This window comes from Guyparkeria halopsychrophila, from assembly GCF_044582135.1.
Taxonomy (GTDB): domain Bacteria; phylum Pseudomonadota; class Gammaproteobacteria; order Halothiobacillales; family Halothiobacillaceae; genus Guyparkeria.
Genome location: NZ_JBDODP010000009.1, coordinates 45,263 through 69,058, shown reverse-complemented (window position 1 = coordinate 69,058; position 23,796 = coordinate 45,263). Strand labels below are relative to the sequence as shown.

The following is a 23,796-nucleotide window of genomic DNA, read 5'->3' as shown; positions in this document are numbered from 1 at the left end:
TTGTCTTCCCGCTTTCCGAGATGGTTCGTGCATGAAAACCAGCGCCGAGATTCGTCAGTCCTTCCTGGATTTCTTCGCCGAGCGAGGGCACGAGGTCGTGCCCTCCGCGTCGTTGATTCCGGCCAATGACCCGACGCTCCTGTTTACCAACGCCGGGATGGTGCCCTTCAAGGAAGCCTTCCTCGGCCAGGAGAGGCGCGCCAACCCGCGCGCGGTCTCGGTGCAGCGCTGCGTGCGCGCCGGCGGCAAGCACAACGATCTCGAGAACGTCGGTTACACCGCCCGGCACCACACCTTTTTCGAGATGTTGGGCAATTTCAGCTTCGGCGACTACTTCAAGGGCGAGGCGATCCGCTACGGCTGGGACTTTTTGACCCAGACCCTCGGTCTGCCCGCCGAGCGCCTGCTGGTGACCGTCTACGCGACCGATGACGAGGCCTACGCCCACTGGCGTGACGACATCGGCCTGTCCGAGGAACGCATCCTCCGTATCGGCGACCAGCCGGGCGGCGGGTCGGACAACTTCTGGCAGATGGGCGACACCGGTCCCTGTGGCCCCTGTTCCGAGATCTTCTACGACCACGGCGAGGGGATCCCCGGTGGCCCGCCGGGCTCGCCGGACGAGGACGGTGATCGTTTCATCGAGATATGGAACATCGTCTTCATGCAGTACGACCGGGCGGCCGACGGCACCTTGAGCGACCTGCCCAAGCCATCGGTCGATACCGGCATGGGGCTCGAGCGCTTGGCGGCCGTCATGCAGGGCGTGCACTCGAACTACCAGATCGACCTGTTTCAGCACCTGATCGACGCGGCCGTCGAGGCGACTGGCGCGACCGACCGCGAGTCGAGTTCGCTCAAGGTGATCGCCGATCACATCCGCTCCTGCGCGTTTCTGATCGTCGACGGGGTGCGCCCGGGCAACGAGGGTCGCGACTACGTGTTGCGCCGGATCATCCGCCGCGCGGCCCGTCATGGTCACAAGCTCGGACAGGATCGGCCGTTTTTCCATCAACTGGTCCGGCCGTTGGTGAAAGAGATGGGCGACGCCTATCCGGAGCTGGCCCAGGTCGGTGACGAGGTGGCCCGTGTGCTGCTCGCCGAGGAAGAGCGTTTCCTGCAGACGCTGGCCTCGGGCATGCAGGTGCTCGAGCAGGCGGTCGCCGGGTTGTCGGCCGGCGGCACCATCGACGGCGAGACCGCCTTCAAGCTCTACGACACCCACGGTTTTCCGTTCGACCTGACCGCCGATATTGCCCGCGAGCGCGGCTTGTCGGTGGACGAGGCCGGCTTCGAGCGGGAAATGGCCGAGCGTCGCGCCCAGTCGCGCGCGGCCAGCCATTTCACCGCCGAGACGATCAAGATCGGCACGGACGAGCCGACCGTGTTCACCGGCCACGAGCACGAGGCGCTCGAGGCGAAGGTAGTCGCGGTCGCCCGCGAGGGCGGTCAGGCCGCCGCGCTTGAGGCCGGCCAGGATGGCGTGGTGGCGCTCGACCGCACGCCGTTCTACGCCGAATCCGGTGGCCAGGTGGGCGACAGCGGCGTGATCGAATCGGCGCAGGGCCGCTTCGTCGTGCACGACACCCAGAAGCAGGGCGGTATCTTCCTGCACCACGGCACGCTCACCGACGGGCACTTGGCCACCGGTGATGCGGTCAGTGCGCACATTGATGCCGACCGGCGGGCAGAGATCCGCCTGAATCACTCCGCCACGCACCTGCTGCACGCCGCGTTGCGCGAGGTGCTGGGGGATCACGTCCAGCAGAAGGGCTCGCGCGTCGGTCCCGAGACCTTGCGCTTTGACTTCTCTCACGACAAGCCGGTCGCCCGCGAGCAATTGCGCGAGATCGAACGGTTGGTCAACGCCCAGGTCCGCGAAAACCACGCGGTCGAGACCCGCGAGATGGCGATCAATGAGGCGCGTGCCGCCGGTGCCATGGCGCTGTTCGGCGAAAAATACGGTGACACCGTGCGCGTGGTCACCATGGGGCCGTTTTCGATGGAGCTCTGCGGTGGCACGCATGCCCGCCGTGGCGGTGATATCGGCCTGTTCAAAATTCTGGCCGAATCCGGCGTGGCCTCCGGCGTGCGCCGCATCGAGGCGGTCACCGGGGCGGCGGCGCTGGCCGAGGCCGAACGCGCCGACCAGACGGTGGGCGAGATTGCCGAACTGCTGCGTGGCCCGAAGACCGAGGCGGCCGATCGGGTGGCGCAGATGTTGGAGCGTTCCCGTCAGCTCGAGCGCGAGCTGGCCAAGCTCAAGGCCGAACTGGCCTCGGCCAGCGGTGACGAGCTGGCCGACAGTGCCGAGACCATCGGCTCGGCCAAGGTGCTGGTCGCCGAGTTGCCCGGTGCGGATGCCGGCGCGCTGCGCGAGAGCATGGACAAGTTGCGCGACAAGCTGGGTACCGCCGCGATCCTGCTGGGCACCGTCGATGACGGCAAGGTGCGCCTGGTGGCCGGGCTGTCGAAGGACCTGACCAAGACCTTCAAGGCGGGCGACTGGGTCAACGTCGCCGCCGCCGAGGTGGGCGGCAAGGGCGGCGGTCGACCGGACATGGCACAGGCGGGCGGCAGCCAGCCAGAGCGCCTCGCCGAGGCCCTGTCCGCGGCACGCGCCTGGGCGGCTGAGCAGTTGAAATGAACCCGGGGTGCTGGTTGCTTGTCGAACTTTCCGGAGAGCCGGCTGGCGGGTGAAAAAGTCAAGCGGGCAGTTTATACTGCCCGGCTGCTTTGACTTTCTCACGTCAGCGACAAGGAGCTGGCATCCGGTATTCGGTGCCAAGGAAACCACAATATGGCGTTAATCGTACAGAAATATGGCGGTACCTCGGTCGGTACGGTCGAGCGTATCCAGTCGGTCGCCGAGCGCGTGCAGCGGTCGGTTGCCAATGGCGACTCGGTGGTCGTCGTGGTCTCGGCGATGAGCGGCGAGACCAATCGCCTGATCGGCATGGCCAACGAGATTCAGGCCGAGCCGACCCCGCGGGAGCTCGACACGCTCGTCGCCACCGGCGAGCAGGTCACCATTGCGCTGTTGTCCATGGCCCTGCAGGCGCGCGGCCAAGAGGCGCGCTCCTATACCGGGGCGCAGGTGCGCATCCTGACCGATAGTACCCACACCAAGGCCCGTATCCAGTCGATCGATACCGACAGGATCCGCGGTGACCTGGATGCCGGTCGCGTGGTCGTGGTCGCCGGCTTTCAGGGCGTGGACGAGCACGGCCAGATCACCACGCTCGGTCGGGGCGGGTCGGATACCTCGGCGGTGGCCCTGGCCGCGGCGCTCAAGGCCGACGAGTGCCAGATATATACCGACGTCGACGGCGTCTATACGACCGATCCGCGGGTCGTGCCCAAGGCGCGCCGGCTCGATCGGATCACCTTCGAGGAAATGCTGGAGATGGCCAGCCTGGGCTCGAAGGTACTGCAGATCCGCTCGGTGGAATTTGCCGGCAAGTACAACGTGCCCATGCGGGTGCTGTCCTCGTTCCAGGACGGCCCCGGCACCCTGATTACCCTGGAGGAAGACGGCGTGGAAGAACCAGTAATTTCCGGGATCGCGTTCCACAAGGACGAGGCCCAGCTGACCATCAAGGGCGTGCCGGACAGCCCCGGGATTGCCTACAAGATCCTCGGCCCGATCGGCGAGGCCAACATCGAAGTCGACATGATCCTGCAGAACATCGGGGCCGATGACACCACCGACTTCACGTTTACGGTGCATCGCAACGACTTCGACAAGGCCCTGAACCTGATGCGCACGACCGCCGAAGAGCTCGACGCGCGCGAGGTCTCCGGCAACCACAACATCGTCAAAATCTCGCTGGTGGGTGTGGGCATGCGCTCGCACGCCGGCATTGCCTCGAAGATGTTCCGGGTGTTGGCCGAGGAAAAGATCAACATCCGCATGATTGCCACCTCCGAGATCAAGATCTCCGTGGTGATTGACGACAAGTACCTGGAGCTGGCGGTGCGTGCCCTGCACGACGCCTTCGAACTGGATACCCCGGAGGTATCCTTGAGCTGATCGACGGTTCACAGGCCAATATCCGGCTTGGTCCCCGACGGAACACAGGGGGGCCGCAAAACACAGAGAGTGACCAGATATGTTGATTTTGACTCGCCGCATTGGTGAGGTGCTGCGCATCGGCGACGACGTCGCCATCACGGTGCTCGGCATCAAGGGAAACCAGGTCCGAATCGGTATTGATGCGCCCAAGGATGTCTCCGTGCATCGCGAGGAAATCTACCAGCGCATCAAGAGCGAGACGGAGCAGGGTGGCGAAGACGACTCCTCGAACTGAGGTAGTCCCGTCACGACCGCTTCACTGCTTGCCGTTTGCACCGGTTTCCGGTCGTCGTTCGTTCCTAGGTGCCGCGGTTTGGCTGCGCCCTGGAGGGTTCGGCCGAATGGCGCGATGAGGAGACGAGCCGCGTTTCGGCGGCATTGATTCCTGCCGCCAAAGCCGCTACCATGCGGCGCTTGTTGGAGAGGTGGCCGAGTGGCTGAAGGCGCTCCCCTGCTAAGGGAGTAAGGGGTTTATAGCCCCTTCGAGGGTTCGAATCCCTCTCTCTCCGCCACATCAGAAAAGCCCCGCCGGGTTCCCGGTGGGGCTTTTCGCTTTTTGAGTGTCTTGTGTCTTGGGGCGGGTTGTCTTTCATCCAGCCGGACGGTGGCGCGCGGCCATCAACGCCTCGTACTCCTGCGGGGCAAGGATCTGGCGCAGGTCGACGAAACTGCCACTCTCGAAGTCCCTGAGTCCCGGCAATGCCCCGAGAATCCGTTCGGCCGCGGCGGCCGGCGACGGGAGCACATCCGCGTCCCGGGCGGCGTGGATCCGTTCGAGGGCGGGAAAGCGCTCGGTGTCCGACAGCTCGCAGAGCGTGTCGATGATGCGGGTGTCGATCAGGCCCGGGGCGATCGCCGCCACGTGAGTATCGGGGAACTCGTGCGCGTATAGGCGGCAGAGCATGTTCAGTGTCGCCTTCGATAGCGCATAGCCACCCCAACCACGATTGCCCAGCACCGCGGCACCCGAGGAGATCGCGACGATCTGGTCGACGGCGATATTCGATGCCAGCAACCAGTCGAGGATCACCTTGTTGGCCCAGACGTTGATATCCATGAGTTCGCGCAGTCGCTCGACCGACACGCCGCTCAGGTCCTCGATCTCGCCCAAGATGCCCGCATTCAGCACCACCAGCTCGAGATGATCGACGCCGGCCAGCAATTGCTCCATGGCTTGGTCGATCGCGTCGAGGTCGGAGAGGTCGCAGCGCACGTCGACCACCCGATCACTCAGGGCCGCGCAGCCGCGTCGGCTGCAGCCGAACACCCGGTAGTCGCGATCGAGCAGGGCGTGGCTCAAGCCCAGCCCGAGACCAGTGCTGTTGCCGGTGATGAGTGCGCTGGGGGTTTGCTTCGTCATGGTCACGTCTTTTATCGGATTTCAGCGAGCAACTGCCGGATCATGCCGTCGGCGCGACTACCGTAGCCGCCGCCGAACAGGTTGAAGTGGTTGAGGACGTGGTAGAGGTTGTAGAGCGTCTTGCGTACTCGGTAGCCGGGGTCGAGCGGCAGATGCGCCTGGTAGGCGCGATAGAAGCTCGGAGCAAAGCCGCCGAACAGCTCGGTCATGGCGATCTCGGCCTCGCGGTCGGCGCGGTAGGTGGCCGGGTCGAACAGCACCGGGGTGCCGTCGGTCAGCGCGCCGTGATTCGCGCCCCACATGTCGCCGTGGATCAGGGCCGGGTAGGGGCGATAGTCGGTGAAGAAGGCGGCCAGCGCCTCGACCAGTTCATGGCCGGCGTCGATGGTCCGGCCGCCCAGGCCGCGCTCGGCCGCCCAGTCCAGCTGCGGCATCAGGCGACGCTGGCCGTAGAAGCGGGCCCAGTCGTCATCGTCGCCGCCGAGCTGTGGCATCGCACCGATGAAATTGTCTTCCGGCCAGCCGAAGGCCGGCTGGGCCTCGCTGTGCAATTCGGCCAGCGCCTCGCCCAGTGCGGCGTCATTGACGGGGCCGAGATCGAGCCATTCAAGCAGCAGGTAGGCGGTGCCGTCGACGCTGCCGGCGGCGATGACCTGCGGGGTGCGGATGCGCTCGCCCAGTGCCTCGAGCCCGCGCGCCTCGGCCGGGAACATGTCGTCACCCCGGTCGGCATGGGTCTTGATGAACAGTGGGGCGGCATCGGTGTCCAGGCGGGCGGCATCGGCGATGCAGCCGCCGCCGACGGCGTGGTGTTCCCGCAGTGCGAGGCGCGGGTGCTCGGCGAGCCTTCCCTTCAGCCCCTCCGTGGGCGTGTCGAGATTCTGAATGCGGGCCTGGGCATCATCGAGCAGTGTCTGGAAGTCGGGTCGGGCAGCCATAGCGTTGGTAGAGTTCTTCCTGCTTGGTTTCAATCCAGTCCTGGGCGATCGCGTTGACCTCGCTGGCGGTGCGCCCCTCGGTCTCGATTGGCGGACCGAAGACGACGTGGATCGTGCCGGGGCGCATGAGAAAGCCTTGCTTGGGCCAGAGACAGCCGGAATCGATGGCCACGGGGATCACGGTGGCCCGCGCATGGACGGCCAGCTTGGCGCCGCCGATCCGATAGTGCGGCCGAGCGCCCGGTCGGGTGCGGGTGCCCTCGGGGAAAATCACCACATCGCGACCTTGGGCAAGCGCCGCCGCCCCCTTCTCCATGACCTGTTCCAGGGCCTGGCGCCCGGCGGCGCGATCGATGGCAATGGCCCCGATACCCTGGAGGCCCTGGCCGAAGATGGGGATGCGCAGCAATTCGCGCTTGAGCACGAAGGCCGCCAGTCGCAGCACCGTGGGCAGGTACATCGTTTCCCAGGTCGACTGGTGTTTGGCCAGTACGACACTGCCACCTTCCTTGGGCAGGTGCTCGAGGCCCTGTACCTCGTAACGGATGCCCGTGACGTGGCGGGCGAGCCAGAGCATCGATCGACCGAAGGTGAACAGCCGGTAATAACGCCGGTCCAGCGGCCTCATGAGGCTGACTATCAGCACCGGGATGTTCAGGATCAGGGACAGCGTGCCCAGCACGTAAAGGCAGACCGTGCGCAGCCCCGCGAGGATCATCGATTGCTTCATGACTGCAGCTGCGAAACGTCGGCGATCGCCAGGAACAGCGCGTTGATCCGGGCCAGCAGCGCCAGCCGGTTGTCGCGCAGGGCCTCATCCTCGGCCATCACCATCACCGAGTCGAAGAAGGCATCCACCGGCTCGCGCAGGGCGGCCAGCGCGGTGAGCGCGGCGGTGTAGTCGCCCTCGGCCAGCAGGCCCTCCAGGCGCGGACCGATCGCGTCGACCGCCTCCCACAGGCGCTGCTCGGCCGGCTCGACCAGGCGGGCCTCGTCGACGCTCTCGGGTACCGGGCCGTCGTGCTTCTTGAGGATGTTGCCGATGCGCTTGTTGGCCGACGCCAGCGCCTCGGCCTCGGGCAGCTCGATGAAGGCGTTGACCGCCTGCATGCGGCGCTCGAAGTCCAGCGGGCGGCGGGTGCCGGTCATGGAAACCGCCTGGAAGACGTCGCTGCGGATGCCGCGGTCGAGGCTGTAGCGGTGCTGGCGCTCGGTGATGAATTCGAACACGCCCATGACGTGGTCCTTGGCCTCCGGCACCTTGTCCGCGATGCCCTCGGCGGCGTCAAGCAACAGGTTGACCAGGTCGAGGTCCAGTTCCTGCTCGACCAGGATGCGCAGCACGCCCAGCGCGGCGCGGCGCAGGGCGAACGGGTCCTTGGCACCGGTGGGCGCCTGGCCGATGGCGAAGATGCCCATCAGGGTGTCGAGCCGGTCGGCCAGCGCCACGGCCTGGGCCACCCCGCCGCGCGGCAGGTCGTCGCCGGCGCGGCGCGGCCGGTAGTGGTCGTCCAGCGCGATCGCGACGTCCTTCTCCATGCCCTCGTGACGGGCCAGGTGGTAGCCGATGGTGCCCTGCAGGCCGGCGAACTCGCCCACCATCTGGGTCTGCAGGTCGCACTTGGACAGGCGCGCCGCGCGACGGGCCGCCTGCGGCTCGGTGTCGATCTCCTCGGCGATCTTCTCCGCGAGCCGCTCGATGCGCACCACCTTGTCGAACACGCTGCCGAGGCGCTTCTGGAACACCAGGTGCTTGAGCGATTCGAGGTGCGATTCCAGCGGGGTCTTCAGATCGCCTTCCCAGAAGAACATGGCATCGGCGAAGCGCGGCCGGATGACGCGCTCGTTGCCGTGGCGCACCGCCTCGATATCGCGGCTCTCGATGTTGGCCACGGTGATGAACCAGGGCATCAGCGCGCCGTGCTCGTCCAGGACGGGGAAATACTTCTGGTCGTCCTGCATGGTGTACATCAGCGCCTCGTGCGGCACCTCGAGGAAGCGGGCCTCGAACTCCCCGGCGACGGCGACCGGCCATTCGACCAGGGCGGTGACCTCGTCGAGGAGCTCCGACTCGATGTGCGCCCGGCCGCCGATCTCGTCGCCCTTGGCGTTGACCTGCGCCTCGATGTGGGCGCGGCGCTCGGCGAAGTCGGCCAAGACATAGCCCTGCTTCCGTAGGGTGGCGGCGTAGTCGGCCGGGGCAGCGACGGTCAGCGCTGCCGGGTGATGGAAGCGGTGACCGAAGGTCCGGTTGCTCGCGGCGTGGCCGAACAGCGTCATGTCGACCACCTCGCTGCCATGCAGGGCGAGCACCCAGTGCACCGGGCGGATGAACTCGGCCTTGGAGCTGCCCCAGCGCATGCGCTTGGGCGTGGGTAGCTTATCCAGCGCCCGCTCGACGATGGCGGGCAGCAGGTCGGCGGCCGACTGGCCCGGCTCGGTGTAGCGATGCACCAGCCACTCGCCCTTGTCGGTCTTCATGGTGTCGAGCTGGTCGGGCTCGACGCCGCAGCCGCTGGCAAAGCCGGTCAGTGCCTTGGTCGGGTTACCGTCGGCGTCAAAGGCGGCCTTGACCGCCGGGCCGCGGCGCTCGACCGGCTTGGGGTCGGTGGCACGGGCCAGGTCGTCGACCAGCACGGCCAGCCGGCGCGGCGCGGCGTAGGCTGTGAGCTTGCCGTGGGCCAGCCCGGCTTCGTCCAGTCCGGCCCGGATCTCGTCTTCGAGTGCGTCGCGCAGGGTGGTCAGGGCCTTGGGCGGGAGTTCCTCGGTGCCCAGTTCGAAAAGAAAGTCCGCCGTGTCAGTCATGAAAGTCCGTACCTGTTGGCAATGCGTAGTCGTCGTGGCGTGGCCCGAACGGCCCGGGTCGCGTGTCCAATATTGTCAGTCGTCGGCCTGGCTCTTGTTGGCCTGGGGCTTGTCGGCCGGGTTGGCCATCGGGAAGCCCAGTGCCTCGCGGGCGGCGTAATAACGTTCGGCCACGGCGCGGGCCATGGTGCGCACGCGCAGGATGAAGCGCTGGCGTTCGGTCACCGAGATGGCCCGTCGGGCATCGAGCAGGTTGAAGGCATGCGAGGCCTTGAGCACCTGCTCGTAGGCCGGCAATGGCAGGTCGGCCTCCACCAGGCGCAGGCATTCGCCTTCGGCGTGATCGAAATGCTGGAACAGGAATGTCGTGTCGGCCTGTTCGAAGTTGTAGGTCGACTGCTCGACCTCGTTCTGATGGTAGACATCGCCGTAGGTGATCACCCCGGCATCCGAACGGGCCCAGACCAGGTCGTAGACGTTCTCCACCCCTTGCAGGTACATCGCCAGGCGCTCGAGGCCATAGGTGATCTCGCCGGAGACCGGGTGGCAGTTGAGCCCGCCGACCTGCTGGAAGTAGGTGAACTGGGTCACCTCCATGCCGTTGAGCCAGACCTCCCAGCCCAGGCCCCAGGCCCCCAGCGTCGGCGACTCCCAGTTGTCCTCGACAAAGCGGATGTCGTGGGTCAGCGGGTCGAAGCCCAGCCGGGTCAGGGACTCGAGGTAGAGCTCCTGGATATTGTCCGGCGACGGCTTCAAGAGCACCTGGAACTGGTAGTAGTGCTGCAGGCGGTTGGGGTTGTCGCCGTAGCGGCCGTCGGTCGGTCGGCGCGAGGGCTGCACGTAGGCCGCGCGCCACGGCTCCGGGCCGATCGAGCGCAGGAAGGTGGCCGGGTGGAACGTGCCGGCGCCCACTTCGATGTCCAGTGGCTGGAGGACCGCGCAGCCTTGCTCGGCCCAGAAGCTCTGCAAGGCGAGGATCAGGCCCTGGAAGGTCGACAGGTCGAAGCGCGTTTCGATGGAAGGCTGACTCATGAGAATTCTTGTGTAGATCGTGTCTGGACGCGGCCCCGAACCGGGCCGAACGCAAAGCGGCCATAGTATACCGATGGGCGGTGGCTCTGCACGGGCTGGACAGGTTGCCCTGCTGACTAACGGGCATACTCGTTGCCGGTTAGCGATACCAAATGGTGGCGGGCACTTAGGAGTTAGTTGCGAAGGCAGATCGAAGGGGTGTCCCCTTGGCGCCCTGCCTCACGAGGGAAGGACGGCCGGGGCGAAGCGACACGGACGTCGCTTCGAGGTTCGCCGCGACAGGAGGTCGCGTCGAACCGGCCCCGATCAGCCGGCCTTCGCTCGTGAGGCCGGGAGCCTCGTCCCGAGGCTCCCGGGTCCGCAGGACAAGGGCGCAGGGTGTCCTTCTTTTCGCCCCTTTTCTTGGACAAGCAAGAAAAGGGGCTCGCCCGCCGGGCATGGAGTCCGCTAAGGTTGGTGAACGCTGATTGGCGGGAGAAACGGGCAGCCGCGATATGTAGGGCCTATAGCCCGCTGGTTGAAGGAGAAATAAAGGGTTCTGACCCCTTTTCTACTGAGAGCTTGGTGGAAAACGAGGTGCCTCAGCCGGATGCTGGCGATGCACAGGAAGCTGACGAGGCCATTGAGGAAGGGAAGACCGACGACTGAGCGGCCCTGGTGAGCGGCCCTGGTGAGCGGCCCTGGCAGTTAGGGGCCTTTTGGAGATCGGCGCCAAGGGTTCCCTGGTCGTTCATGACAGGGGCAGGCATGCGGAACGGGTTTCCGCTGCGCTCCAAGCGCTCCGGTGTTGCGAGTGTTCGGTGGCAGCAGGACTTGCTGGGTGGGTCAGACGCGAGGGCATCCGATGAGCAAAGAGGGCGCGAAGCAAAATCCTGACGCGAATTCCGCGGATGCGGAGGAGCTTGAGCGGGAGCGATACGAGCTGCTCCAGCGCCTGGAGGGCTGGCTGGAAACGCCGATGCTGGTGCTGGCGTTCGTGTGGCTGGTGCTATTGATACTGGAGCTGGTTCGGGGCGAAAGCCAGCTGTTCTATTTACTCGGTACGGCCATCTGGGTCGTCTTCCTTGTCGACTTCGCGGTGAAGCTGATCCTGGCCCCGGCCAAGCTTGCCTATCTCACGCGCAACTGGCTGACCGCCATTTCGCTGCTGATCCCCGCGCTGCGGATCTTTCGCGTTTTCCGTGCATTTCGACTGCTGCGTTTGGCCAGGGCGGGGCGGGGATTGCGGCTCGTTCGCGTGCTCGGTTCGCTCAATCGCGGCATGAAGGCGCTGGGCGCGAGCCTGAGCCGACGGGGTTTCGGTTACGTGATCGCCCTCACCGTACTGGTCACGTTCGCTGGCGCGGCCGGGATGTACGCGTTCGAAAACGGGGCAGCCGGCGGCCTCCACAGCTATGGCGAATCACTCTGGTGGACCGCCATGATCATGACCACGATGGGCTCGGCGTACTGGCCGCAGACGATCGAGGGCCGTGTGCTGTGCGTCTTCCTGTCCCTTTACGCCTTCGGTATCTTCGGCTACGTGACAGCGGCACTCGCCACCTTCTTCGTCGGCCGCGACGCCGACAATAGCGACGCCGAAGTGGCAGGGGCCAAACAACTTGCCGAGGTCCGGGATGAGGTGAGGGCTTTGCGCGATGACATCCGCGCCCTGTCGCGACAACCCCCAAATCTTTGAAACATAGTCCAGGGAAATAACGCCACGTCGAACCAAGCGCTGAAATCGGTGCCGGGCCGCGTGTCGGCTTTCCGTGGGTTATTCACTCTGGCGCCCCCGGTTGCTGAGCGGAACCGCCGTATAACGTTCCTTGAGAGGTTCGGGCTTATGAGGACAGACCCCTGATTTATCGAGGGTGGCTCGCCCGCGTGTGCTTTGCAAAATACTGTTATGCGGCGTTTAGGCCGTCCATTTATAGTTATAGGATTGGTCAATTTCTGTGCTGAGTCTAGTTTCAGAGTGGGTTGGGCGAAAATTCACTCCTTTCAGGAGGGCATGGCTATGGTCGATATAGTCTTGGAATCAACGATCAAATGTCCAAAATGTGGCCACCAGAAAACGGAAAACATGCCTACCGACTCATGCCAGTATTTTTACGAGTGTGAGTCTTGCCATGTGTTACTGAAGCCCAAGCATGGAGACTGCTGTGTCTTTTGTTCATACGGCACAGTACCGTGCCCACCAATTCAGCAAGGGTCAGGGTGTTGTGCTCCTGGCCCATAGCCAGCCGTAGCAGTACGCGTCCGATGGCCGCCGGAGGCTCTTTCCATGGCTCCTTCGTCGCCATTCCAAGGCCGCCGCTGTGCTCGGCGTTATGCGCACGAATAGGGGCTCTTGTAGATCCAGTTTTAGCTGATTTGCTCAGCACGGTAGCACTAGAAGGCATCTAGATACTGGGGTCGGCTGCGGTCGCAGCTTTTGCGACGTATAAAGTGGCCAACGCACTAGGAAAAGAGTTCTGACCCCTTTTCCGGAAGAGACGGGGTGTTATGCTGCGTTTAGGCCGTCCATTTATAGATATGCTTCGCAGGGAGCCTGATCAATGACCCCAGAAATACTACTAACTTCGCTTGGCCTTGCGTTCGTCATGTCGGGAATATCTCAAGTCATGAAAGATATCGGCCAAAGGCCAATAGATAGACCTGGGTGGGCGCATAATCCATCTTTGTCTGGGGCGCTGATTGTGGCAATGACGTGGTTCACAAGGCCAATACTCGATGGATACTACTCAACTGGTCAAAAAGGCAGGTCGGTAGCTTTCGGAGTTTTGGGTATTCTTATTCAGCTTTCCGTTTTAACAGCATTTTTTGTAGCTGCAATTACTCTTTCTGTTGGTTGGTTTGACAGCATCTGGATTCAGATATTTATTGTCGCCATGTTGGTCATTTTTGGAGCTCCAATAATTTTGCCTTTGGCGTCAATTGTCATAATGCCAATAACGCTCATTCTGTCTTTCCCGTTGGATTTGTTATTTCCGCTAAAGCAGTCGTCCGACACAAAGGGTATTCAGTGGTGTAAAAATTGCGTTCACTACAGAAAGTCCAAGCTCTACGAAGATTCACTAAGTGGATCTTGGGGAGCAGACGAAATGCCTAGGAGCGATGAGCTTCCATGCAAAATAGTTCCTGAAGCAATGGACACGTGGGTTGAGCATTATAAAACTGAGCGTGGTCAACGCACTTTGTATCCCAAAAATTGCACTGAATTTGAGAAGGCATAAAAACACATCTAGCCGACCAAAACCGCTGCGCGCTTTTTGGTCGGCTGATGTGAAGCGTTCGGTATTGAAGGAGAACTGATGAACGGTGATCACAAAGAAAAGCCGAAGGGATTAAAGCCTCAATCGAGATAAAAGGTTCTGACCCCTTTTCTTCTAGGATCTAGGAAGAAGTATGGAGACTGAGATCAGCGACTTGCACGAGAAGGCCTTCGTGAACAACCTTGTGTCCAGATCCATGGAGGCTAGTTCACGCAACATGGACCTGTTTTCAGGTTGGCTTCTGGTGGGCTTTGCAGCGGTGGTGGGTGCGTTGTTGCCGAATCTTGGTGAGGTGGCTAAGCACGTGTCCTCCTACGCTTTGCAGTTTCTCTTCTTCGCGTTTTTCGTGGTCGCCATTCTTGCGGTTTTCGCTAAGATTTTGGCTGTTTTTGTCGCCGGAGCCTGCGCCGGATCTGCGATAGGCCGCATAGAGGGGCGCTCCGCGGCAGAAAACGGGGTCCCGCTGGAATTCTCCGTCGTTTTTTTGGAAATGGGGCGTGTTTTCCCATGGCCTAGTCGTTGGTTTGTGAATCGTTCACTTGAAAAAGTAAGATGTGGAGAGATAACTGCATCGACACGGTCGGTCGCAAAGCTCATGCAGATTCAGGCCTTATTCACTTTGCTTCAGGCGCTTACGGCCATTTGTGTGGTTGGGGTGCTGGCGTTGGGAGTGACTTTCTAGCCATCTCTATCGGCGGCGAACCCTCTCCTGGTGGAGTTCATGATATGAGAAGCGCATCGCTGATGCGGTTCATGGTGGTCGCCCGCCGAGGTACCGCCCAAGAGCGGGGCGAAGTTTGCAAGTGGGGCTTGGTTGCTGCGCAACATCCCCGGCTCGTGCTACCGCTTCCCGCCAGACTCACGCCGGATACCTCGTAAACGCCCATGGACATTCGCGAAGCCATTGCCCGTACTGTCGACCGTCGCGATCTGAGCCGCGAGCAGAGGTACGCGGTCATGCACCAGATCATGGCCGGCGAGGCCACGCCGGTGCAGGTCGCCGGTCTGATGGTCGCGCTGCGCATGATGTGAAAAGGGGTCAAGTCTTGAGATGACAGTTGGCGTGGCCGCTCTAGGCTCATGAGTCGCCCCCTCCGCATTGAATAGGAAGGCGCCTGGTACCACGTGATGAATCGCGGCCGGGGACGCCATGCGATCTTCCCCGGCGAGGCCGGATAACAGGCCTTTCTTGAGACCGTGGCCGAGGCTTGCCGGAGGTTCATGCCTACTGTCTGATGCCCAACCACGACCACCTCTTGGTGCGTACACCCCTGGGCAACCCCGGCCGGGCCATGCGCCACATCGACGGCGTCTAAACCCAACGCCACAACCGCCTGGTTGAAACGGATGGCCCACTGCTCCGGGGGCGCTACAAGCCCATCCTGGTGGACGCCGATTCCTACGTTCTGGCCGTCTCCCGCCACATCCACCGCAATCCCATCGAGGCCGCTAATCCGCTTGTTGACGATCTGGAGGATTGGGTCTGGGCCAGCTATCCCACCGACATCAATCGCACCAAGGCCCCCGGAAACCCCGCGCCGGGAGAGGCGACGGGTTCGCACGGCGGATGATGTTCTGGCGGCGGTGGCTGCAGCCTGGGGTGTGGTTGGCAGCGCACTTACGGCCCGGGGGCGGCATCTCGGTCCGATGGAGCAGAAGGCGCGGCAGGTGGCTATGCTGTGTGTACCGGGGCGAGACCGAGTTGACCCTGGCGGCCATCGGGGAGCGGTTCGGTGGCATTCACTATTCGGCGGTGGGCCAGAACATCAGACGCGTTCAGGCGGCGATGCGGGACGATAAGGAATTGGGCCGGCTTTACCGAGCGGTCATGTCAAGGCGTGACCCCTAATCTGAGGGTCCCATAAATGCTAGAGAACAATATGTTAGCTTGGTTCGACCCTAATGTTCTAATGTTGCCTCGCCATGAGTAGACGATTCCTGCCGCGCCTGTGGGGGTACCTGCGCCACCGTTGGATCAACGTGCGCCGGGTTCGCCTCTGGGTGCTGGTGGCCGTCGCGTTGTACACGCTGGCGGGTTTTTTCCTGGTGCCGTGGCTCGCCGGTTGGATCGCGCAAGACAAGGTGCAAGAGGAACTGGGTCGCGAACTTCGCATCGGCGATATCGATTTTAATCCCTACACGTTCACCCTGGAGGTGACTGATTTCGCCCTCGCGGATCCCGACGGCCACGAGCTAGCCGCCTTCGACCGGCTGTTCGTCAACTTCACGCTGGTCAGCCTCTTCGACCAGGCGTGGACCTTCCAGCAGGCACGCCTCGAAGGCCCGGTGGTTCAGGAGGAACGCTTCGCCTCGGGCGAGACGCGCTTCTCCCGACTGATCGATGACGCTGCAGGCGAGCCGGCAGCGACTAGCGAAGGCGGGATGCCGGCGATGGTGATCCGCGATCTGGATGTTGTGGAGGGAGTGATCCGCTTTGCGGATCATCTGACCACCGCGTCCCATCCATCAGGCACGACCGCCACCATCGCGGTGCAAGATTTTGCCCTGTCGCTGAATGATGCCGCCTTGCACGAGAACAGCGGGTTCCCGCTCCATTTCGCCGGGCAGATCAAGGCGGGCGGTGCCTTCTCGTTTGACGGCGAAATGCGGGTGTCGCCGGCATTCGGGGTCAACGGCGGTCTGCGCGCGGAGACGCTGGCCCTGAGCCCGGCCGAGCCTTACCTGCAACAACTCGCGCGGCTGGCGATCAAGGGCGGGAATCTGAGCCTCGACGGACGACTGTCCGTCAGCGCCGACGAGCCCCTGGCCTTTCGTGGCAGTGCCGGCGTGGACGGGTTCAGCCTCGCGCCCCTGGACCCCGGCGACACCGAGCCGGTGGCGGGTTGGCAAGCCATGAAGATCGAGCAGCTCGACCTGAGCCTGGCGCAGCGCAGCCTCGAGGCCTCGAGCGTGTCCATCGAGGGCGGCTCCGGCCGGGTCATCATCCGCGAGGATCGGACCACGAATTTCAATCGCCTGCTCGTGGCGCGCGCCGAGGGGGAGGGCCCCGCTGTCGAAGGGGATCAGGGCGAAGGCGCCGCCCCATTTCGCGTCAGCATCGCCGGCATCGTCCTGGCCGACAGTCGTCTCCAGTTTGCGGACCATTCGCTGCCGCTGCCCTTCTCGACGCGCATCCACAAGCTGAACGGCAAGATCTCCACATTGGCTTCGGACACACAGACTCCGGCCGACGTACAGCTCGAAGGTCAGGTGGGTGAGCATGGTCTGGCGCGCATCGAGGGCACGATCCACGCCTGGCAGCCGATGCGGGACACGGACGTCACGCTGACGTTTCGCAACCTGGTGGTGCCGGACTACTCGCCGTACACGGTGGCGTTCGCCGGCCGCCGGATTGCGGAAGGCCGCATGGACCTCGATCTCGGCTATCGCCTCGTGGACGGCAAGCTCGCGGGCAGTAATGCGATCGTGCTGCACGATCTGGAACTGGGCGAGGAGGTCGAGAGCCCGGGCGCGATGGATCTGCCGCTCAGCCTCGCCGTCGCGCTACTCAAGGACAGCGAGGGCGTGATCGAGATGGATATCCCGGTCACGGGAGAGCTCGGCGATCCCCACTTCGCGCTGGGTGGCGCGATTCGCAGTGCCATCGGTGACGCGATCGGCGACATTGTCAGCGCGCCGTTCCGCTTTCTGGCGAGTCTGGTCGGGGCTAGCGAAGAGGACCTGCAACGGATCGCGTACCCGGCGGGCCGCAGCGACCTGACACCGCCGCAGCACCAGCGCGTCGGGCTGCTGCGCGAGGCCCTCGTGAAGCGTCCGGCACTGGCGCTGGAGCTCGCCGGTCCCTTCGATCCAAATGTGGACGGCCCGGCACTCAAGCGCCAACGCGCCGTCGAGCAACTCGCCGAGTGGTTGCGCGAGCGGGGACGCGAGGTGTCGTCCCCGGACCTGACCGCGGAATCGACGCAAGAGGCGATGGAGGCGCTTTTCTCAAGCGCCTACCCGCAAACCAGTCTGGACGAGGTGCGGGCGCGGTTTACGCGCGAGCCGGACGAGGACCCGAAGGGCCGATCGGCGTTCGACGCTGTCGCCTACCGAGCCCATCTCGCCGAGGCGGTGATCGCCGCGCAACCCGTCACCGATGCCGATCTCGCGGCACTCGGCCAGGCACGGGCCAGAGCCGTGCGGGACCGCCTGCTGGCGGATACGCCCGACGGCCCGCAAGAAGGCACCGCGGTCGAGCCCGAGCGGGTCCAGCTGGCGGAACCCAGGGCAGTTGAGTCCGAGAACGACGAGCAGGTCGTGATGGAAGTCGGTTTAGCCGTGGACTAGAAAATACTGCGTTCTGACCCTGGTTTTCAGCCGTCTTTTTTGGTGGCTGGTGGCTGGTGGCTGGTGGCTGAACAAATAAGGTCAAACCGATGCGAAAGTTATGGCTCAAGGTTAAGCAGTCAACCGTGTGGCGGATTCTGTGCCGCGCTCACGCACGCTGGGTGGAAGCGGATGGCAACGAGGGCGCCGCCGCCTTTGCCTATTACCTGCTGCTGTCATTCCTACCTCTGGTCATCCTGCTGGTGACCGTCGGATCCCTGTTCGTCGAGCGCGACGTGGCGACGCAGGCGGTTGTGCAGTGGGTCAAACATTACGTGCCGCTGACCGGTGAACAGGAACACTCCGCCGTGGGGTCCATTGGCGGCATGCTGGGGGCGCGGGGCCAGATCAGCCTGGTGGCGATTCCGTTGTTGTTTTGGAGCTCGCTGCAATTCCTTAGCGTGCTGATTCGGATCACAAACCGCCTCTGGCAATCGCCAAGTTTCAGTTGGTGGCGGTTGCCGTTGAAAAGCCTTTCCCTGCTCGGCATCACGGTGAGCGCCGTGTTGATCGGCATTTTGGTGCCCGGGGTGGCGCGGATGTCCCACGAATGGCTTGCCACCCGTCTCGGATTGCCCGATTGGCTGTTCGTCATGATTTTCCATCTCATTCCGTGGCTGGTTTTATTCTACGGGCTGATCATGATTTACCGGCTCGCCCCCAGCCGGGTCACCCGGTTTTCCGAAGTTTGGCTCGGCGCGCTGGTTGCGACGCTATTGATCTGGATTGGCGAATGGCTGTTTCTGCTTTACGGGATCCACTTCACGAGCTTCAACGCCATCTATGGCGCCTTGGGCGGCATTGTGGCGTTCCTGATATGGATTTATTTCTCAAGTTACGTCTGCCTGTTTGGCATCTGTTTTTGCGCGGTGCGGGCAGAGGAGGTCCCGGCGAAAGCCGATGGTCCGTTGCAACCAACCAGTGGGTGATGAGCGTCGCACTTTAACTGGCTGACAAACATCAAAAGTCAGCCCCAACTGACTCTCGCCCGTCGAGCAACAGGCAGCGACGCGATGGGCGCAACGACTCAAGCGTGTATGGCAGGTCAAGGTCATCGCCTGCATCGAAAATCCGTCGGTGATCGAGCGGATCCTGCGTCACCTGGCCAGCAAGGCCCTCCCCGGCCTGTGGCCAATCTATCGGGCATGTAGAGGGTGGGCGAATATCCGGTGGGACTGCAGAGATAGAAAGGTAGCAAACAAGTGGCTAACCATCGCCTCCACGGCGACGACTCGCCTGCGGCTCGCCGCGCGTGAGACGTGACGTTAGAACGAGAAAGATATGGATATTTTGCGGTTGTTACCGCGGCGGGAAATCAAATCCAGTCGGGCTATTCCATAAGTGCCAATGATGATCGTTGGTCACCGACTCCTTTGTGTCGGGGGCGGGCCTAGCGCAGAGGCGGGAGAGGAGGACGCGCTCAGGTGCGACCGCGGCCACGGAAGCAGGTGGTCGTCCGCGCGGTACGGTCACGACAGGATTCGGTGAGTCCGTGCCCGATGCACTGCGTCAGCTCGATTGTGGACATCGAGCTTCTTGTAGGCTCGCTCGGCCCGACTCCTGGCCGCTCCTCGAGAAATCCCCAGCTTGTCGGCGATGAGCGCGAAGCTGAGTTTCGTCGGCAGGTAGCGCAGCACGCGGATCTCTGCCGGGGTGATCGAGGCGGCCATGCGGGCGGCGGTCGTCTGCTCGTCGGAGGCTCGCACGGCCTCCCGGTCCCGGGCGACGGCTTCATCCGCCGCTTTATCTGCGGCCGCGCCTCTCGCCATGGCCTCTTCGACGGCGCGGTCCGCGGCTGCCATGATCAGGCCCGCATTGCTGAGGGCGTCGGCGGCCTCGCTCGCCGCGGCCAGCTCCAGCAGGCCCGCCTCCGTCAGCACCTGGAGGGTCTCGGCGGCGGCCGCAGATCGGATCCGTGCCGAGGCGGCCACGGCCTCGTCGGCTTCGGCCAGTGCAGCGACGGCCCGCAGTCTCGCTTCCGCTTCGGCAGCCTGCGCTGTGGCGATGGATCGAGCGGCCTGCTCCATTGCCGCGAGCTCGGTGTCGACGACCAGCCCGAGCTCCGGTGAGAGGAAACCGGAACCCAACAACGCGCCGTCCGCCTCGTCGATCACGTCGAAGAGCGCTCGGGCCCAGCGGTGGTCGACGAGCAGAAAGGCGACCGCCGTCCCGGCCGGCAAGGCCTGCGCCTGCCCCCACAGCCAGGCGGGTGCGCCATCGCCGGGCTCGGCTCCGGCGCCGTCGTTCGGGAAGAGCCTTGCGACGAGCTCACCGAAGTCGTCGTCTCCACCGAGGGACGACTGGACGACGCTGCCGTCCTCGCCCTTCTCCACGATCATCATGTCCAGCACGCGAACGCCACTGCGGGCCTCGAGTCGGTCGACGGCGGCGAGAATGCGAGCGACCGGATCGCCTGGAGAGAGGGACACGGCGAGCAACTGGAACGGTCCGGACATCACGTCTACCCCTTCGCTTATGCTTATAAGATGAAGTACGGATAAGAAGAATAGACGGGTTATCGTAAGTTTTCCATACAGCTGTTGATGCCTGAAGCCTCGCGATATCTTGGTTATCCGGCATCGGATTGCGCTCAATTCTCTCCTTGAAGTTGTCAATTTTCTTCTGGAAGTCGGCCATTGTTGAAGCGGGCACTGAGGTGGACCCTATCGACTGGACAGGAGTCCGGCATTTTTACAACAAACGAGACACCCACTCGTAGTGGCGGCCAAGAAGGCGGTTGATCGGTGACCACATTCGATCGTCCGCCTGCGGAGCGAAATGTTCAGCCGCCGGCTCGGGTGCCGCTGACAAGCCCGAGAAATTGCCAGTGCTTACAGAGCAATTCGTCGAATTTCGGGCACGCATCATCCTCGGGCGCTGCCCGATCGCCTGAGCAACGGAAATATAGGTTCACGAGAAAATGTGGCCGCAGCAAAATACTTATATGAATCCTGGCTGCCAGAAAGTGGTGAGTCATTGCGTGAATTTCCGATATTTTTCACTATGTAAATATTGGTCCTAATATTAAAGAGCAAGAAATGATTACTGATGTCTATTTACCGCTGGAATAATACATGGCCTAACAAGGCGCTCGTTCGGACGCATGGGCTTACCCCGGTGCAGTAGACACTCCTAATATGGATTTATTTCTCGAGTTACGTCTGCCTGTTTGGCATCTGTTTTTGCGCGGTGCGGGCAGAGGAGGTCCAGGCGAAAGCCGATGGTCCGTTGCAACCAACCAGTGGGTGATGTCCGTCCCACATCAACCGGCCAGGAAGTGTGGTTGGCAGCGCGCTTACGGCCCGGGGACGGCATCTCGGTCCGATGGAGCGGTTCGGTGGCATTCACTGTTCGGTGTTAAGCCAGCATGTGATGTCAGCCCGGGCGGGATAACGGTCGCCGGGCGAGGAGGGGCGCCTACAGGACATGCCGGCCTTTCCCCCAGATGGCGCCTCGTTGCTGCGCCCCATCCCCCTGACGTGCTACCGTTTCCCGCCAGATACACGCCGGACACCCTGATAAACGCCCATGAACATTCGCGACGCCATTGCCCGCACCGTCGACCACCATGATCTGACCCGCGAGCAGATGTATGCGGTCATGCACCAGATCATGGCCGGCGAGGCCACGCCGGTGCAGGTGGCCGGTCTAATGATCGCGCTGCGCATGAAGGGCGAGACGGTCGACGAGATCACGGCCGCCGCCGAGGTGATGCGCGAGCTGGCGGTGGGCGTGCAGGTGGACGTGCCGCACCTGGTCGACATTGTCGGTACCGGCGGTGACGGCTCGGCGCTGTTTAATGTCTCGACCGCCTCGAGCTTCGTGGTGGCCGCGGCCGGTGGGCATGTCGCCAAGCACGGCAACCGCTCGGTGACCAGTCGCTCGGGCAGTGCCGACATGCTCGAGACGGCGGGCGTGAATCTCGAGGTCGACAGCGATTGCGTCGCCCGCTGCGTGCGCGAGCTGGGCATCGGCTTCATGTTCGCCCCGCGCCATCACGGCTCGATGCGCCACGCCGCCGTGCCGCGCAAGGAGCTGGGCGTGCGCACCCTGTTCAATGTCCTTGGGCCCCTGACCAACCCGGCCGGGGCGCCCGCGATGCTGCTGGGCGTGTACAGCAGCGACTGGCTCGAGCCGCTGGCCGAGGTGATGCAGCGCCTCGGCGCCCGCCACGTGCTGGTGGTGCACAGCCACGACGGTCTCGACGAGATCTCGCTGGCGGAAGCCACCGAGGTCGCCGAGCTTAAAGAGAACACGATTCGTCGTTTCCGCATCGAGCCGGAGGATTTCGGCATCACGCGCCAGCCGCTCGACCGGTTGATCGTCGATGGTCCCGAACAGAGCGTCGAGCGCGTGCGCGCGGCCCTGGGTGGTGAGGCTGGCCCGGTCGCCGACATGATCGCGCTCAATGCCGGCGCGGCTATCTACGCCGCCGGCCTGGCCGAGGACCTGGTCGCCGGTGTGGCCACCGCCGAACGTTTGCTGGAACAGGGGCGCGCGTTGGACAAGCTCGATCAGTTGGTCGCCATGACCCGCGCCTGCCACGCCTGAATCGCTTGGCCGGGGCGCTCTATCCCTACGCGCTCGGCCGACCCATCCATGACTACCCGCCGTGACTGCCGTGACTGATACCCCCGATATCCTGAAAAAGATCATTGCCCGCAAGCGTGTCGAGGTGGTCGCCGCCCGCCAAGTGACCCCGCCGCTCGCCATGGAAGACATGGCGCTGGCCGCCGATCGGCCACGCGGCTTCGAGCGGGCCATCGAGTCGCGCGTCGCCGAGAAACGCCCGGCGGTGATCGCCGAGATCAAGAAGGCCTCGCCCAGCCGCGGCGTGTTCCGTGATCCGTTCGACCCGGTGGCGATTGCCAAGAGCTACCAGAAGGGCGGGGCGGCCTGCCTGTCGGTGCTCACCGACCGAGACTTCTTCCAGGGCGATGCCGAGTACCTCAAGGCCGCCCGCGCCGCCTGCCGTCTACCGGTGCTGCGCAAGGACTTCCTGATTGAGCCCTACCAGGTCGACGAGTCCCGCGCGATGGGCGCCGACTGCGTGTTGCTGATTGCCGCGGCCCTCGACGACGAGACCATGCATGCCCTGCACGATCGGGCGCGCCACTGGGGCATGGACGTGCTGGTCGAGGTGCACGATCACGAGGAACTGCGGCGCGCCCTGACGCTCGACACCCGCCTGATCGGCATCAACAACCGCGATCTGCGCAGCTTCGAGGTCAGCCTCGATGTCACCCTGTCATTGCTGCACGACATCCCGGATGACCGCTTGGTGGTCACGGAAAGCGGCATTCTCGCGGTCGAGGACGTCCGGCGCATGCGTGAGCACGACGTGCATGCCTTCCTGGTGGGCGAGGCGTTCATGCGGGCCGAGGAGCCGGGCGAGGCGCTGGCGGAACTGTTCGAACTGGGAGGAGAGGCATGAAAGCACGAGTCAAATGGGTCGACGGCATGGCGTTCATGGCCGAGGCCGACAGCGGTCACGGGCTGGTGATGGATGGCGCGCCGGAGATCGGCGGGCGTAATGCCGGCCCGCGGCCGATGGAGATGGTCCTGATGGGGCTGGGTGGCTGCACCGCCATCGACGTGATGATGATCCTGGGCAAGCAGCGCCAGCCGGTCGAGGATTGCTGGATCGAACTGTCCGCCGAGCGTGCCGAGGTCAAGGCGCCCAAGGTGTTCACCCACATTCATACCCGTTACGTGGTGGTCGGCAAGGGGCTCGATCCGAACAAGGTGGAGCGGGCCGTGAACCTGTCGGCGGACAAGTACTGCTCGGTCTCGGCAATGCTGCGCGACTCGGTGGAACTGACCCACGATTTCGAGGTGCGTGAGCCCGAGTTGTGACCGGGGGCATGACCGGAGTCGTGACGGGCGGCGCAGTTGTTCGTGGTCATCCGGGAGGTGGCGGTTTACACTTCGCCCAACGGTGCCGTCGATGGCGGCATCAACTCTTCATCGATTGTAAAAACGCCCGGCTTTGTATGGCCG

At 63.6% G+C, this 23,796-nt stretch carries 20 protein-coding genes and 1 tRNA gene; 15 read left to right on the top strand and 6 right to left on the bottom strand.

The features are described 5' to 3' along the window. Nucleotides 1–31 precede the first annotated feature (31 nt). From alaS to ABGV18_RS05515, 4 genes are all read left to right on the top strand, one after another. Entirely contained in the window at nucleotides 32–2,647 is a 2,616-nt protein-coding gene (gene alaS / locus ABGV18_RS05530) for an alanine--tRNA ligase (protein WP_396585165.1), read from the top strand. Between the two features lie 153 nt (nucleotides 2,648–2,800). After that, nucleotides 2,801–4,033: an aspartate kinase gene (locus tag ABGV18_RS05525; protein ID WP_396585164.1), complete on the top strand. Its 1,233-nt coding sequence runs from the start codon at nucleotides 2,801–2,803 to the stop codon at nucleotides 4,031–4,033. A gap of 79 nt (nucleotides 4,034–4,112) precedes the next feature. Continuing rightward, nucleotides 4,113–4,310, top strand: a complete 198-nt coding sequence (gene csrA / locus ABGV18_RS05520) for a carbon storage regulator CsrA (RefSeq protein WP_396585163.1) — start codon at nucleotides 4,113–4,115, stop codon at nucleotides 4,308–4,310. Between the two features lie 184 nt (nucleotides 4,311–4,494). Continuing rightward, nucleotides 4,495–4,587: transfer RNA gene (locus tag ABGV18_RS05515), tRNA-Ser, on the top strand. A 77-nt stretch (nucleotides 4,588–4,664) separates the two neighbouring features. Here the strand turns inward: ABGV18_RS05515 and ABGV18_RS05510 are convergent. The 5 genes from ABGV18_RS05510 to glyQ form a co-directional block, all read right to left on the bottom strand. Next, entirely contained in the window at nucleotides 4,665–5,435 is a 771-nt protein-coding gene (locus ABGV18_RS05510) for an SDR family NAD(P)-dependent oxidoreductase (RefSeq protein WP_396585162.1), read from the bottom strand. Nucleotides 5,436–5,446: 11 nt separating this feature from the next. After that, nucleotides 5,447–6,373, bottom strand: a complete 927-nt coding sequence (locus tag ABGV18_RS05505) for a fructosamine kinase family protein (RefSeq protein WP_396585161.1) — start codon at nucleotides 6,371–6,373, stop codon at nucleotides 5,447–5,449. Continuing rightward, a complete protein-coding gene (locus ABGV18_RS05500; RefSeq protein ID WP_396585160.1) occupies nucleotides 6,336–7,103 on the bottom strand; it encodes a 1-acyl-sn-glycerol-3-phosphate acyltransferase in 768 nt (255 codons plus the stop codon). Before ABGV18_RS05500 ends, ABGV18_RS05505 begins: the two co-directional genes overlap by 38 nt. Then, the gene (glyS, locus tag ABGV18_RS05495) at nucleotides 7,100–9,178 is read right to left on the bottom strand and encodes a glycine--tRNA ligase subunit beta (protein ID WP_396585159.1); all 2,079 of its coding nucleotides are present in this window, start codon (nucleotides 9,176–9,178) and stop codon (nucleotides 7,100–7,102) included. Before glyS ends, ABGV18_RS05500 begins: the two co-directional genes overlap by 4 nt. A 75-nt stretch (nucleotides 9,179–9,253) precedes the next feature. Further along, nucleotides 9,254–10,210, bottom strand: a complete 957-nt coding sequence (gene glyQ, locus ABGV18_RS05490; protein ID WP_396585158.1) for a glycine--tRNA ligase subunit alpha — start codon at nucleotides 10,208–10,210, stop codon at nucleotides 9,254–9,256. Between the two features lie 844 nt (nucleotides 10,211–11,054). On the opposite strand from glyQ, the gene ABGV18_RS05485 reads away from it, so the two are divergent. From ABGV18_RS05485 to ABGV18_RS05450, 8 genes are all read left to right on the top strand, one after another. Beyond that, a complete protein-coding gene (locus ABGV18_RS05485; RefSeq protein WP_396585157.1) occupies nucleotides 11,055–11,888 on the top strand; it encodes an ion transporter in 834 nt (277 codons plus the stop codon). Nucleotides 11,889–12,209: 321 nt separating this feature from the next. Then, complete coding sequence (locus ABGV18_RS05480) at nucleotides 12,210–12,431, top strand: GDCCVxC domain-containing (seleno)protein (protein ID WP_396585186.1); 222 nt, start codon at nucleotides 12,210–12,212, stop codon at nucleotides 12,429–12,431. A 319-nt stretch (nucleotides 12,432–12,750) separates the two neighbouring features. After that, nucleotides 12,751–13,428, top strand: a complete 678-nt coding sequence (locus ABGV18_RS05475; protein ID WP_396585156.1) for a hypothetical protein — start codon at nucleotides 12,751–12,753, stop codon at nucleotides 13,426–13,428. 172 nt (nucleotides 13,429–13,600) lie between these two features. Further along, a complete protein-coding gene (locus tag ABGV18_RS05470; protein ID WP_396585155.1) occupies nucleotides 13,601–14,149 on the top strand; it encodes a hypothetical protein in 549 nt (182 codons plus the stop codon). Nucleotides 14,150–14,352: 203 nt separating this feature from the next. Then, complete coding sequence (locus tag ABGV18_RS05465) at nucleotides 14,353–14,499, top strand: hypothetical protein (protein ID WP_396585154.1); 147 nt, start codon at nucleotides 14,353–14,355, stop codon at nucleotides 14,497–14,499. A gap of 353 nt (nucleotides 14,500–14,852) precedes the next feature. Then, on the top strand, nucleotides 14,853–15,038 hold the full coding sequence (locus ABGV18_RS05460; RefSeq protein ID WP_396585153.1) for a hypothetical protein: 186 nt from the start codon (nucleotides 14,853–14,855) through the stop codon (nucleotides 15,036–15,038). Nucleotides 15,039–15,390: 352 nt separating this feature from the next. After that, the gene (locus ABGV18_RS05455; protein WP_449728601.1) at nucleotides 15,391–17,757 is read left to right on the top strand and encodes a DUF748 domain-containing protein; all 2,367 of its coding nucleotides are present in this window, start codon (nucleotides 15,391–15,393) and stop codon (nucleotides 17,755–17,757) included. Nucleotides 17,758–17,882: 125 nt separating this feature from the next. Beyond that, nucleotides 17,883–18,725, top strand: coding sequence for a YhjD/YihY/BrkB family envelope integrity protein (locus tag ABGV18_RS05450; RefSeq protein WP_396585151.1), 843 nt, complete (start codon nucleotides 17,883–17,885; stop codon nucleotides 18,723–18,725). Between the two features lie 540 nt (nucleotides 18,726–19,265). Here ABGV18_RS05450 and ABGV18_RS05445 read toward each other — a convergent pair. After that, entirely contained in the window at nucleotides 19,266–20,252 is a 987-nt protein-coding gene (locus ABGV18_RS05445; RefSeq protein ID WP_396585150.1) for a LuxR C-terminal-related transcriptional regulator, read from the bottom strand. A 1,072-nt stretch (nucleotides 20,253–21,324) separates the two neighbouring features. Here ABGV18_RS05445 and trpD point away from each other — a divergent pair. The 3 genes from trpD (at nucleotide 21,325) to ABGV18_RS05430 (ending at nucleotide 23,652) form a co-directional block, all read left to right on the top strand. Next, a complete protein-coding gene (gene trpD, locus ABGV18_RS05440; protein ID WP_396585149.1) occupies nucleotides 21,325–22,347 on the top strand; it encodes an anthranilate phosphoribosyltransferase in 1,023 nt (340 codons plus the stop codon). Between the two features lie 70 nt (nucleotides 22,348–22,417). Continuing rightward, entirely contained in the window at nucleotides 22,418–23,230 is an 813-nt protein-coding gene (trpC, locus tag ABGV18_RS05435; protein WP_396585148.1) for an indole-3-glycerol phosphate synthase TrpC, read from the top strand. Then, nucleotides 23,227–23,652 carry an OsmC family protein gene (locus tag ABGV18_RS05430; protein WP_396585147.1) on the top strand — a complete coding sequence of 142 codons (426 nt, stop codon included), beginning with the start codon at nucleotides 23,227–23,229 and terminating at the stop codon, nucleotides 23,650–23,652. Before trpC ends, ABGV18_RS05430 begins: the two co-directional genes overlap by 4 nt. The last annotated feature ends 144 nt before the right edge of the window (nucleotides 23,653–23,796 follow it).